The organism is Nonomuraea aurantiaca (assembly GCF_020215705.1).
In the GTDB taxonomy this organism is placed as follows: domain Bacteria; phylum Actinomycetota; class Actinomycetes; order Streptosporangiales; family Streptosporangiaceae; genus Nonomuraea; species Nonomuraea aurantiaca.
On the sequence record NZ_JAIWNB010000012.1, the window covers coordinates 86,121 to 98,511 of the forward strand.

Sequence of the window (12,391 nt, forward strand, 5' to 3'; positions counted from 1 at the left end):
CCTGCTCTTCCCGCAGCAACCGGAGATGACGGATGGATCATGGTGTGTGCAGGGTTGGCGCAACCGAGCGCGCATGGAGCGAGCATCCCGCATCGCCACAGGTCAGAGCATGATCAAAGCGCGCCCTGCAGGATTCGAACCCGCGACCGTCGGATGAGAAGTCCGCCGCGCCGAACCCGCCGGTCAGCCGGCCGTACCGGGCGACAGCTGCGCCTCTATGGCGGTCACGGCGTGGGCGCGGTGCGCGGCCAGCACGAGCACCACGGCCTCCGCGTCGCGGCGGCGCAGGAGGTCGAGCGTGGCGCGGTGCTCCTCGATGACCCGTTGTCTGTTGGGCTCCTCGCCGTAGTACAGGGACCGGTAGGCGTCGGTGGAGTCCCACAGCGTCCTGATCAGCCGGACCAGCCGCGGCAGCTCCGACCATTCGAAGATCGTCATGTGGAAGCGGCGGTTGGCCTCGGCCATCTCCAGCACGTCACCCGCCGCCGCGGCCCGCTCGACCTCGGCCTGCGCCCGCTCGGCTTCAGCCAGCCCGGCGTCGGTGAGGCGTTCGACCGCGCGGCGGACCGCCTCGGCCTCCAGCAGCTCGCGGATCAGGTAGACCTCGCGCAGGTCGTCGAGCGAGAGCCGCTGCACGCAGTAGCCGCGGTGCGCCTTGTACGTGACCAGCCCCTCGCCCTCCAGGGTCTTGAGCGCCTCGCGCAGCGGGACCCGGCTGACGTCGAACTCCTCGGCAAGCGCCTCCTGCCTGATCGGGTCGCCTGGACGCAGCCGGCCGGTGGTGATCGCCCGCCTGAGCTCCTCCAGGACGAACTGCTGGGCCGTGGGCGGCCTGCGGTGCCCTTCTACCGAGGTCATTGCCCCAATATCTCACGGACCCAGTCCCCGTCCTGCCCGAGCGAGGGCGGCGGGAGGCGGTACTCCGGCGGCGTCACGCCCAGGCCGATGGGGTTGGCCACCTGGTCACCGGCCAGCGGCTCCAGCCCGAGTTCCGCGGCGAAGGCGAACGCCGCGTCCAGGGTGTTGATCGGCCCGCACGGCACCCCGGCCGGGGTGAGCGCGGCGAACCACTCGTCGGCCGTACGCGTCCCGAGGGTCCGGTCGAGCTCGGCCACGAGCACCTCCCGGCCGGCCACCCGGCCGGTGTTGGCGGCGAAGCGGGGGTCGTCAGCCAGGTCGGCCCGGCCCAGCACCTCGCACAGGGCCCGGAACTGCCGGTCGTTGCCCGCCGCGATGACGATCGGCCGGTCGGCGGCCTGGAACACCTCGTACGGCACGATGCTCGGATGCCGGTTCCCCATGGCCTTCGGCACCACCCCGGCGGCGGCGTACCCGGAGGCGTGGTTGGTCAGGGCCGACAGCAGCGACGACAGGAGCGACACGGAAACCCGCTGCCCCTGCCCGGTGGCGTCGCGGTGGCGCAGCGCGGCCAGCACGCCGAGCCCCGCGTGCAGCCCGGTGATCACGTCGACGAGGGCCACGCCCGCCTTCGTGCCGGGGCCGTCCGGCTCGCCCGTCACGCTCATCAGCCCGCCGACGGCCTGCGCGATCAGGTCGTAGCCGGGCAGTTCCGCGCCCTTGCCCGCGCCGAACCCGGTGATGGAGCAGTAGACCAGCCCGGGGTTGGCGGCGCTCAACGCGGCGTAGCCGAGGCCCAGCCGGTCCATGGTGCCCGGCTTGAAGTTCTCGACCAGCACGTCGGCGCGGGCGGCCAGCGCGCGGGCCACCTCCAGGTCGGCCGGGTCGCGCAGGTCGAGGGCGATCGAGCGCTTGTTGCGGTTGACGGCCAGGAAGTAGGTGGCCACTCCCCCGGCGTGCGGCGGCCCCCATGAGCGGGTGTCGTCGCCGGCGCCGGGGCGTTCCACCTTGACGACGTCGGCGCCGAGGTCGGCCAGCAGCATGGTCGCGTACGGCCCGGCCAGCACCCGGCTGAAGTCGGCGACCAGCAGCCCCGACAGAGAGCCACTCACGCGGGGGCGCCGAGGTAGACGGTCACGGTCTGGGTGAAGAACTCGCGGGCCGCGCGCCCCTGCTCCCGGGGCCCGAAGCCGCTGAGCTTGCGCCCGCCGAACGGCACCCAGGGGAAGGTGCCCGCCGACTCGGAGTTGATGTGCAGCACGCCGACCTCGAGGTGGTCGACGGCCTGAAGGGCGGCGCCGAGGTCCCTGGTGAAGATCGCCGCCGACAGGCCGTGCTCGCTCCGGTTGGCCAGCCGCAGCGCCTCCTCGGGACCCGAGGCCCGCACCGCGCCCACGACCGGCCCGAACAGTTCCCTGCTCCACACGTCCACGTCCGTGCCCGGCAGCGCGAGCACGGTCGGGGGCGTGAACCAGCCGGCCGCGAGGTCGCCGTCGGTGTACGGCCGGGCGCCGGCCAGCACGGTGGCCCCCTGCCCGAGCGCGTCGCGTACACCCGCCGCCACCCGGTCCCTGGCCGCTGCGCTGACCAGCGGGCCCATGTCCACCCCGGCGCCGAGCGGGTCGCCGACGACCAGTTCGTCCGCCTTGGCGGCCACCTTGCGCAGCAGCTCGTCGGCGACGGACTCCTCGACCACCAGCCGGGAGGTCGCCGTGCACTTTTGCCCGGTGGACCGGAACGCGCCCATGCACACCTGCTCGGCGGCGTGGTCGAGGTCGGCGTCGGCCAGGACGACGGCGGCGTTCTTGCCGCCCATCTCGGTCTGCACCGGTTTGGCCAGCTCGCCGCAGCGCGCGATGACGGCCCGGCCCACCTCGGTGGAGCCGGTGAAGGAGACCACGTCCACGCCGGGGTGGCCGATGACGGCCGCGCCCGCCTCCGCCTCGCCGTACACGAGGTTGAGGACGCCGACGGGCAGGCCCGCCTCGACCAGCGCGCCGGCCAGGCGGGCGGCGAGCAGCGGGACGAGCGAGGACGGCTTCCAGACGACCGTGTTGCCGTAGGTGAGCGCGGGCGCCAGCTTCCAGGCGGGGATCGCGATCGGGAAGTTGAACGGGGTGATCACGCCGGCGACGCCGACCGGTTTGCGCATGACGAGGAGGTTCTCGCCGCGGCGCGGGGAGGCGTAGATCTCGCCGCTCTCCCTGTCGGCCTCGGCGGCGTAGTAACGCAGGATCCTGGCCGCGCCGCGTACCTCCGCCACGCCCTCGGGCAGGGTCTTGCCCTCCTCGCGGCTCAGCTCCCGCCCCCACTCCTCGGCGGACTCCTCGATCAGGGCGGCGGCCGCGGTGAGGACGGCCGCGCGTTCGTGGTGCGGGGTGGCCCGCCAGCCGGGCGCGGCGTCGCGGGCCGCGCGGATCGCCTGCTCCACCTGCTCGGGCCCGGCGGCCCGGCCGCGGGCGACGATCTCGTCCGGGCGGGCGGGGTTGGTGTCGGCGAACTCCGCGCCGGATCCCTCGATCCAGCGGCCGTCTACGAGGTTCAGGATGTCCATGGTCAACGCACCCTAACTGTGTCATATTGGATAATCAATATTGGATCCAAAATATGGAGCTGGGACATGCATCCTTCCGCCCTCTTCGCCATCGACGGCCTGCTCACCGACGAGGAGCGCGACATCCGCCAGACCGTCCGGCAGGTGTGCGACCGAGAGATCCGGCCGTACGTCGCCGACTGGTTCGAGGCGGGCGCGCTGCCCGCCCGCGAGCTGGCCCGCTCGCTCGGCTCCGTCGGCGTCCTCGGCATGCACCTGGACGGGTACGGCTGCGCGGGCCTCGGCGCCGTCGCCTACGGCCTGGCCTGCCTGGAGCTGGAGGCGGCCGACTCCGGGCTGCGCAGCCTGGTGTCGGTGCAGGGCTCGCTGGCCATGTACGCGATCTGGAAGTACGGCAGCGAGGAGCAGAAGCGGGAGTGGCTGCCCGCGATGGCGGCCGGGGAGCGCATCGGCTGCTTCGGCCTCACCGAGCCCGACTTCGGCTCCGACCCGGCGGGCATGCGGACCACGGCCAAGCGGGACGGCTCCGACTGGGTGCTGAACGGCACCAAGATGTGGATCACCAACGGCTCGGTGTCCGACGTGGCCGTGGTCTGGGCGCGGGCCGAGGAGGGCATCCGCGGCTTCCTGGTGCCCGCGGGCACGCCGGGCTTCGCCGTACACGATCTCAAGCGGAAGGTCTCCCTGCGCGCGAGCGTGACGAGCGAGCTGGTGCTGGACGGCGTACGGCTTCCGGAAGAGGCGATGCTGCCCGGCGCCCGCGGCCTGTCCGGGCCCCTCGGCTGCCTGAACGAGGCCCGGTTCGGCATCGTGTTCGGCGCGATGGGCGCGGCGCTCGACTGCCTGGAGACCGCGCTCGCCTACGCGGCCGAGCGGGAGATCTTCGCCCGGCCGCTCGCCTCCTTCCAGCTCACCCAGGAGAAGCTCGCCGACATGGCGCTGGAGCTGGGCAAGGGCCTGCTGCTGGCGGTGCATCTCGGGCGGCTGAAGGAGCGCGGCGAGCTCACCCCCGAGCAGGTGAGCGCCGGCAAGCTGAACAACGTGCGCGAGGCCCTCGACATCGCCCGGACGTGCCGCACCCTGCTCGGCGCGAGCGGCATCACGCTGGAGTACCCGGTGATCAGGCACGCGGTCAACCTGGAGTCCGTGCTGACCTACGAGGGCACCTCGGAGATCCACACGCTGGTCCTGGGCAAGGCGCTCACCGGCGTGCCCGCCTTCCACTGACTGACTCAGAAGCTCTGCCAGGTCGAGCCGGTGACCTGGCAGAGCCTGCCCTTGTGCACCCGCATCTCGGCCGCGGCCACGTCCAGGCTGATCACCGCGAGCGTCTCCCAGCGCTGGTCGAGCGGGAGCTCCGGATCGGCGTGCGCGCACACGGGCGCCACCGGCGCGTGGCAGGTCATCGCCCGCGCCCTGGCCGTGGCGTCCGGGTCGCCCAGCTCGCCGGTCCGCTCCTCCAGGTGTTCGAGCCTGGCGTACGTGGCCGGCCGCTCGGTGCCCAGCCGCTCCCCCGCGCTCAGCGCGCCGTCCAGGAAGTGGTTGGCGTGCAGCAGTACGCCGGCGGCGTCCGCCTCGACGACCGCGACGCCGGCCGGGCAGATCTCCAGCGACCTGGCCCCTTCCATGGTCACCACGGTGATGACCGTGGACGCGGACGTCTTCGCCGACCTGGCGATCTCGGTGGCCTGCTCGAGGGTGGCGGCCTCGTCCAGGATCCGGCGCGCGACCACGTGCACGGGCACGCCGACGCTGGCGTGGTCCGACTCGTGGCGCAGGATGTTGAAGTGCGCGCCCAGGCCCGCGCTGTTCACGCCGATCTTGGCCAGCACCCCGAACTCGGTGAAGGTGCGTACCTGGTGCCCTTCGCGCGGCTCGTACGCCCACAGCACCGGCGCGTCGCGCAGGTGGTCGTGCCAGTCCCAGGTCTGCGTCGTGCGCGGGGGCAGCCCGCCGCCGAGCACGACGGCGGTGGAGCACTCACCCTCGCCGCCGTGCCGCAGCGCGGCCAGGATCTCGGTCCGCGCGTTGACGACCGCGACCTGCCAGGTCTCCAGGCCGCAGCCCGCCGCGATGCCGCCGATCTCCTCGGCCAGCTCCGGCGCCCACGCGGCCGTGCTGTCGAGCGCCCGCTCGCCCAGCTCCCTGACCCGCCCGTGGCTCGCGCCGCTCACCTCGAACAGCCGCAGATATCCGTCCAGATTGGCGTGTACGGCCTCGCGCCAGCGGGCGCCGAACTGCCTGCCGCGTCCCGCCGCGTCGAGGCAGGTGGAGGTGTAGGAGGGAAACGAGGTGTTGGAAGGAAACGTCGTCATCTGGGGGCTACCTCGTCCATCAGTGCCGCGACGGCGGGGTCCGCGTCGCGGTGGACCCGGTGTCGCTGCTCGTCGTCCTTGTCCTGGCTCAGCTTGAACACGCTCTGCTCGGCCGTGACCCGCACCCGGAAGGCCGCCACGCCGGACACGATCCTGGCGAAGACCTCCTCGGAGGCCGCGCTGGGCCGCCAGCCGGGCGTCCGTGACGACTCCACCGCCGCCACCGTGCGCCGTACCACGTCCAGGGGGTGCGGCTCGATCCGGCCGGTCAGGTGGACCGCCGCGTAGTCCCACGTCGGTACGGCGGGATCGACCGCATAGCTGGTCGGCGAGACGTAGCCGTGCGCGGCGGAGAAGACCACGAGCACCTCGGGCGCTTCAGCGGAGGGCGGGGCCCAGGCGTGCCACTGCGGGTTGACCCTGGCCATGTGGCCGAGCAGTGTCCCGCCCACGAACGTGGACTCGCCGCCGCTCTCCACGATGACGGGCACATGCGTGGCCACGGGCGCGCCGCCGGTCGCGGTGATCACGAGCGCGAACGGGTTCGTCCGCACCAGCCGGGCCACGTGCGCGTGGTCCGGCGCCGCGAAACGGGGGAAGCTATACATTCCTCCTACTCCACGCTGCTCAGGATGGCGTCCCAGGCGACCTCCGACGCCAGGGCGCCCAGCCCGGCCGGCTTGAGGCCGCCCAGGTCCACCTCGTCGGTGGTCAGCGCGAACAGCACGTCGCCGTCGTTCTGGGTGTGGAACGGCTGGATGCCCCGGTGCATCGAGCCGTGCACCTGGCGGCTCAGCTGGGTGAGCTCGACGTCGTGCAGCCGTACGTTCGTGATCAGGACCGTCAGCGTGGTGTTGCCCATGACGGCGGGAGCGTCCGACGCGATCGCGTAGTCCACGCTCGGGTGGCGCCTGGCGTCCTCGCCGGCGTGGTAGTTGCCGCGCAGGATCGTCCCGTCGCGGCCGACGACCACGCCCACGGAGTTGACCACCGTCGCCACCAGGACCTTGACCGCCCCGAAGGTGCCGAAGGCGGCGCCCTGCCCGGCGAACTCGGCCCTGGCGAAGTCGACCTTGCCCGCGCTGGCGCTGCGCCCGGCGCCGCACCTGCCCACGGGGAACTCGCCCTCGACGGCGGCGCGCAGCGCGGCGCGGCCCAGCGGCCCGTCGGGGTGCACGGCGTTGTCCCGCGTGGAGAAGTCGTAGATCACCGCGCCCGAGACGAGCTGCAGCTCGTCCCACTTGGTCTGGTTGCTCCGGCGGGCCAGCAGTTCCTCGCTCACCCCGGCCACCGCCGACATCCCGTACACCGACCCGCCGGTCAGGCAGATGGCATGGTTGTAGTCGTAGCCGCCGCTCAGGCCCACCGCGCCGCCGCGGGCGTCCACGGCGGTCCGCGCGCCCGCCGGGACGTGCACGACGGTGCAGCCGGTGGGGCCCTCGCCGTACTCCGCCGTGCCGACGAACACGCCGGGCAGGTCGAACGCGACCGAGCCGCGCCCCGGGCTGGGCTGCGGGGTCAGCGGGAGGTCGGAGTTACCGGGCACGCCGGCGGCGAAGGCCGACACGGGAGCGAGGGTCACAGGGACTCCAGGAGTTGTCGCGAGTACGGATGTTCGGGGGCGGAGTAGAAGGTGGCAGCGTCGGCGGTTTCGACGACCTCGCCGCCGCGCATGACGGCGATCCGGTCGGCCACGTAGCGGACGGCGCCGAGGTCGTGGGAGATGAACAGCGCGGCGAAGCCGTACTCCGCCTGCAAATCCTTGAGCAGGTTGAGGATCTGCACCTGGACGGAGACGTCCAGGGCGCTGACGGCCTCGTCGAAGACGATGAAGCTCGGCCGGGTGATCAGCGCGCGGGCGATGGACACCCGCTGCCGCTGGCCGCCGGACAGCTCGTGCGGGTAGCGGCCGGCGAAGCCGGCCTCCAGGCCGACCTGTTCGAGCGCCTCGGGGACCAGCTCACCGGCGGCCTTCCCGAGTACGGCGAGTGGCTCGCCGACGCTCTGCCCGATGCGCATCCTGGGGTTCAGCGACCAGTGCGGGTGCTGGAGCACGGCCTGCATCCGCCCGGCCAGGTCCTTGCGCCGCCGGGGGAAGGGGCGGCCGTCGAACCTGACCGTGCCGGACGTGGGCCGCTGCAAGCCGAGCGCGACCCGGCTGGTGGTCGTCTTGCCCGAGCCCGACTCGCCCACCAGGCCCAGCGTCTCGCCCTCGGCGACGGAGAGCGAGACGCCGCGCATGGCGTCCAGCCGGGTACGGCGCAGCGGCGGGCCCGTGGTGAAGGAGACCGTCACATCGGTGAGATCGAGGATCATGCGATCACCTCCAGCTCGGCGGCCCGGTGGCAGAGCACGTCCTTGGCGCCGACGCGGACCGGCTCGGGGCGCTCGGTGGCGCAGCGGTCCTCGGCGAAGGGGCAGCGGGGCGCGAACGCGCAGCCGGGCGAGGGACCGGTCAGGACCGGCGGGCGGCCCGGCACCGGCTCCAGCCGCACCCCGGGAACGGCCACGGCGGGGGCCGACCTGGCCAGAGCGGCGGTGTAGGGGTGCACGGGATCGCCGAGCACGTCGGCCGCCGGGCCGCTCTCCACGACGCGCCCGGCGTACATGACCGCCACGCGATCGCACCTGCGGGCGACGGCCGGCAGGTCGTGGCTGAGCCAGACGATGCTCGTGCCCGCCTGCCGGGCCAGCGCGAACACCACGTTCAGCACCTCTTCGCGCACCTGGCTGTCGAGCGAGGCGGTCGGCTCGTCGGCGACCAGCAACTCGGGCGAGGCGGCCATGGCCAGCGCGATCGCCACCCGCTGAGCCATGCCGCCGGACAGCTGGTGGGGGTAGGCGGCGGCCACGCGCGGGTCGTCGAGCTTGACCCGCGCCAGGTGAAACGCCACGTCCGCGCCGCCCCGGCCGCCGTCGCGCCCACCCGGACTCTCGCGACCGTCGCGGCCGTGTGCGCGTAGGACGAGCCGGAGCTGGGCGCCGACCCGCATGGTCGGGTCGAGCGAGGCGATCGGGTCCTGGAAGACGAAGCCGAGCCGCTGCCGGCGCAGCCGCCGCAACGCGGCGGGCGGCAGGTCCAGCACCGGCTCGCCGGCCACGCGCACCGTGCCGGCGGCCACCACCGCCTGGCGGGGCAGCAGGCGGCCGATCGCCGCGCCGAGCGTGGACTTGCCCGACCCGCTCTCGCCCACCACTCCGACGGCCTCGCCCGCCGCCACGCGCAGGTCGGCGCCGTCGAGGGCGCGGGCCGTCCCGTAGTCGACCTCCAGGCCGTCCACTTCGAGCAGCGCGCTCATATCAGTGACCTCGTCTCCCTCGGTTCGAACCGGTCGCGCAGCCCGTCGCCCAGCACGTTGATGGACAGGATGGCGAGCACCAGCACGACGCCGGGTCCGATGATCAGCCAGGGGGCGGCCATCATGTAGGTGCCGCCCTGGCGGATCAGCACCCCGAGCGACGCCTGCGGCGGTTGCACGCCGAAGCCGAGGAAGCTCAGGCCGCCCTCGACCGAGATGCCGACCGACAGCGCGTAGGTGCCCTGGACCGCGATGGTGCCGGCCACGTTCGGGAGTACGTGGCGGCCGAGGATGCGGGGCAGTCCCGCGCCGCTGATGGCCGCCGCGGTCACGTAGTCGCGTTCGGCCACGGCGACGGCGGCAGCGCGTACGAGCCGGGTCATCAGCGGGATCGTGACCAGCACGATGCTGGCCACCGCCGCGAGCTGGCCGGGCCCGGCGACAGCCGCCACCAGGATCGCCAGGACGATGGCCGGGAAGGAGTAGAGCAGCTCCACCACCCGCATGATCAGCTCGTTCAGGTAGCCGCCCCGGTATCCGGCCAGGATGCCGAAGCCCGCGCTGAGCGCGGCGGTCACCAGGACGGCGGCCGAGGACAGCAGCAGCGTGGTGCCGACACCCTCCATGACGCGCGGCAGCATCGAGCGGCCCAGGTTGTCGGTGCCCAGCCACCAGCCGGGACCCGGGGGCCGCAGCCGCGGGCCCACGATCGCGTCGGGGTCGCCGCCGGCGTGCACGAGCGAGCCGAGCGCGACCAGGACGAGCAGCAGCAGGCAGCCCAGACCGGCCAGCGACAACGGATCGAGCCGCCTGGACCTCTTCACCCGCGCGGTCCTGTTCACGCGCGCCTCCCGAGCCTCGGGTCGACCAGGCCGACGAGCAGGTCGATCAGGACGTTCATGACGATGAACACGGTGGCCGCCAGCAGCACGCCCGCCTGCACGACCGCGTAGTCCCTGCGCCCCACCGCCTGGACGACGTACGAGCCGATGCCCGGCAGGTTGAACAGGTACTCCACGATCAGCGCGCCGCCCAGGAGGTAGGCGGTGAGCGTCAGCACGGGCCCCGCGGCGTTGCGCAGGATGTGGTGCCGGACGATGAACCACGGCGTCTCGCCCCGGGCGACGGCGGCCGTGACGTGCGGCTCGACCAGCACGTTCAGCACGGCGTCGCGGGTGGTCCTGGCCGTCGCCGAGATGGCGAAGATCGACAGCACCGCGGCGGGCAGCAGGTAGCCGCTGGTCTGCAGGCCGTACCGGGAGACCACGAACACCACCAGGCTGCCCAGCGCGAACTCGGGGACGCTCACGCCCAGCCCACTCAGCAGCCGTCCCGCCGCGCCGCCGCCTCCGGGGCGGGCGCGCAGCGCGGTCAGCACGCCGAGCGGCACCCCCGCCAGGACGGCGGCGGCGACGGCGAACAGCGTGAGCCGGCCCGTCACCGGCAGCCGGGCCCACAGCTCGGCCGCGACCGGCTGCCTGCTGATCATCGAGGTGCCGAAGTCCCCGGTGCCGACCGCGGCCAGCCAGTGCCCGTACTGGGCGAACACCGACTGGTCGAGCCCGTACCTGGCGGCCAGTTCGGCCTTCTGCGCGGGCGTGGCGAACGGGCCCAGGATCGTCTCGGCGAAGCCGCCCGGCATCAGCCGGAGCGCCGCGAAGATCAGGACGGAGATGCCGAGGAGGGTGACGGCCGAGCTCAGCGCCCGGCCCGCCCACCACAGCAGGAGCCGCATAGTCAGCCCTTCTTGACCCGGGCGTCGGCGACCAGCCGGAGCAGGTTGCCGTAGCCCTCGGTGGCGTACAGGCTCGGGCTGACCCCGTCGGCGCGATAGGCGATCGTGGCCGGGCGGGTGACCAGCGGGATCATCTGCGCGTCGGTGTCCACCTTGGCGCACACCGCGGCCAGCGCCTTGTCGCGCTCGGCGCCCGCCGGGGTCTCCGTCGCGGCGGCGATCAGCGTGTTGAGATCCTTGTCGGCCTGCATGAAGCCCGCGTTGAAGCCGGCGACGTCGGGGTTCCACCAGGTGGTGACCATGCCGGGGTCGGCGTATCCGGCGAACCACGACAGCGCCGCGTCGAAGGTCGCGGGCACCTTGCCGTACACCTTGCCCGCCCAGCTCGCCTCGTCCATCTGCTCGATCTTGACGGTGACGCCGGCCTGCTGGAGGTTCTGCTGGATCACCTGGGCGACGGCGGGGGCCGGCTCGGTGGAGTAGATGCTGAGCGTGAACGACAGGTTCGCGATGCCCGCCTGGGCGAGCAGTTCCTTGGCCTTCGCGGCGCCGCCGGCGGTGGCCGAGGGCAGCGTGGCCGGGTCGCAGGCGCCGGGCAGGCCGGCGGGGGTGACGCCGGTGGGCTTGCCCTGGCCGCCGAGCGCCACTTCGGCCATCTGCTTGCGGTCCAGCGCCATGTTCAGCGCCTGCCGGACCCGGGGGTCGGCGAACTTGGGGTTCTTGGAGTTGAGCATCAGGTAGTAGAAGTCGGTGGTGGCCTGGGTGGCGACCTTGACGTTCGCGGCGCCGGCCAGCATCGCGGCGGAGTCGACGTTGCCCAGGGCGGCCAGGGCGGAGCTGCCGTTCTGCACGGCGGCGACGCGGGCGGCCTCCTCGGGCGCGATCGTGACGGTCAGGCTGTCGGCGGCCGGCTTTCCCTTGTCCCAGTAATGCTCATTGCGGGCGAAATTCCAGGACACGTCCTGGCGGTGCGCCTGCACCTTGAACGGCCCGGTGCCCAGCATCTCCTTGGCCGGGTCGAGCGTCTTCGCCTCGATCTCCTTCATCGGCAGGATCGCGGCCGGCACGTTGGCCAGCGCCGCCAGGAACGGCGTGTACGGCTTGGCCAGCGTGACCTTGACCGTGGCCGCGTCGACCTTGGCCACCTTCTCGACCGGGCCGAGCTGCCCCCGCCACACCGACTTGGCGGCCAGCAGCCGCTTCAGGCTGCCCACCACGTCGTCGGCGGTCATCTCCCTGCCGTTGGAGAAGGCGACGCCCTTGCGCAGGTGGAACACGTACGTGGTCGGATCGGGGTTGTCCCAGCTCTCGGCGAGCCGCGGCTGCGGGCTGAAGTCGGGCCCCACGGTGACCAGCGTCTCGTAGACCAGCGACATCAGCTGCCAGGAGGTGGCCACGTCGGCCAGCTGCGGGTCGAGCCCGGTCGCCGCGCCGCTGTCGATGTGCACCGCGACGTTGAGCGCGCCGCCCGCGGGCAGCTTGCCGTCGGCCACGGCCAGGTAGCCGGGGGCGGCGGCCGAGCCGGTCGCCGCGGCGCCCGGCGGGGCCGCTTCCATGCCGCCGCCGCAGGCGGAGGTGGCCAACACGACCGCCGCGACGCTACCGGCCAGTCTGTATCGCATGACGCCTC

General features: G+C 73.2%; 12 protein-coding genes. 1 reads left to right on the forward strand and 11 read right to left on the reverse strand.

Features of this window, described 5'->3' with window-relative positions; all coding sequences use genetic code 11:
• Positions 1–183 precede the first annotated feature (183 nt).
• Genes LDL49_RS27330 through LDL49_RS27340 form a run of 3 tightly spaced genes read right to left on the reverse strand, consistent with a single transcriptional unit; the run spans position 184 to position 3,412 of the window.
• Positions 184–858: a GntR family transcriptional regulator gene (locus tag LDL49_RS27330; protein WP_225294786.1), complete on the reverse strand. Its 675-nt coding sequence runs from the start codon at positions 856–858 to the stop codon at positions 184–186.
• Entirely contained in the window at positions 855–1,970 is a 1,116-nt protein-coding gene (locus LDL49_RS27335) for a CaiB/BaiF CoA transferase family protein (RefSeq protein WP_225294788.1), read from the reverse strand. Before LDL49_RS27335 ends, LDL49_RS27330 begins: the two co-directional genes overlap by 4 nt.
• On the reverse strand, positions 1,967–3,412 hold the full coding sequence (locus LDL49_RS27340; protein WP_225294790.1) for an aldehyde dehydrogenase family protein: 1,446 nt from the start codon (positions 3,410–3,412) through the stop codon (positions 1,967–1,969). Before LDL49_RS27340 ends, LDL49_RS27335 begins: the two co-directional genes overlap by 4 nt.
• Positions 3,413–3,478: 66 nt before the next feature.
• On the opposite strand from LDL49_RS27340, the gene LDL49_RS27345 reads away from it, so the two are divergent.
• Positions 3,479–4,639 carry an acyl-CoA dehydrogenase family protein gene (locus LDL49_RS27345; protein ID WP_225294792.1) on the forward strand — a complete coding sequence of 387 codons (1,161 nt, stop codon included), beginning with the start codon at positions 3,479–3,481 and terminating at the stop codon, positions 4,637–4,639.
• Between the two features lie 5 nt (positions 4,640–4,644).
• On the opposite strand, the gene LDL49_RS27350 is transcribed toward LDL49_RS27345, so the two are convergent.
• The 8 genes from LDL49_RS27350 to LDL49_RS27385 are packed head-to-tail and all read right to left on the reverse strand — an operon-like array spanning position 4,645 to position 12,383.
• Complete coding sequence (locus LDL49_RS27350) at positions 4,645–5,727, reverse strand: C45 family autoproteolytic acyltransferase/hydrolase (RefSeq protein WP_225294794.1); 1,083 nt, start codon at positions 5,725–5,727, stop codon at positions 4,645–4,647.
• Positions 5,724–6,335, reverse strand: a complete 612-nt coding sequence (locus LDL49_RS27355; protein ID WP_225294796.1) for an FMN-binding negative transcriptional regulator — start codon at positions 6,333–6,335, stop codon at positions 5,724–5,726. Before LDL49_RS27355 ends, LDL49_RS27350 begins: the two co-directional genes overlap by 4 nt.
• Before the next feature lie 5 nt (positions 6,336–6,340).
• Positions 6,341–7,309 carry a P1 family peptidase gene (locus tag LDL49_RS27360; protein WP_225294799.1) on the reverse strand — a complete coding sequence of 323 codons (969 nt, stop codon included), beginning with the start codon at positions 7,307–7,309 and terminating at the stop codon, positions 6,341–6,343.
• Complete coding sequence (locus LDL49_RS27365) at positions 7,306–8,043, reverse strand: ATP-binding cassette domain-containing protein (RefSeq protein WP_225294801.1); 738 nt, start codon at positions 8,041–8,043, stop codon at positions 7,306–7,308. Before LDL49_RS27365 ends, LDL49_RS27360 begins: the two co-directional genes overlap by 4 nt.
• Positions 8,040–9,026 carry an ABC transporter ATP-binding protein gene (locus tag LDL49_RS27370; protein ID WP_225294802.1) on the reverse strand — a complete coding sequence of 329 codons (987 nt, stop codon included), beginning with the start codon at positions 9,024–9,026 and terminating at the stop codon, positions 8,040–8,042. The genes LDL49_RS27365 and LDL49_RS27370 overlap by 4 nt, the downstream gene beginning before the upstream one ends.
• Positions 9,023–9,868 carry an ABC transporter permease gene (locus LDL49_RS27375; RefSeq protein WP_225294804.1) on the reverse strand — a complete coding sequence of 282 codons (846 nt, stop codon included), beginning with the start codon at positions 9,866–9,868 and terminating at the stop codon, positions 9,023–9,025. Before LDL49_RS27375 ends, LDL49_RS27370 begins: the two co-directional genes overlap by 4 nt.
• A complete protein-coding gene (locus tag LDL49_RS27380) occupies positions 9,865–10,761 on the reverse strand; it encodes an ABC transporter permease (RefSeq protein ID WP_225294805.1) in 897 nt (298 codons plus the stop codon). Before LDL49_RS27380 ends, LDL49_RS27375 begins: the two co-directional genes overlap by 4 nt.
• A 2-nt stretch (positions 10,762–10,763) precedes the next feature.
• Positions 10,764–12,383: an ABC transporter substrate-binding protein gene (locus LDL49_RS27385; RefSeq protein ID WP_225294806.1), complete on the reverse strand. Its 1,620-nt coding sequence runs from the start codon at positions 12,381–12,383 to the stop codon at positions 10,764–10,766.
• Positions 12,384–12,391 lie beyond the last annotated feature (8 nt).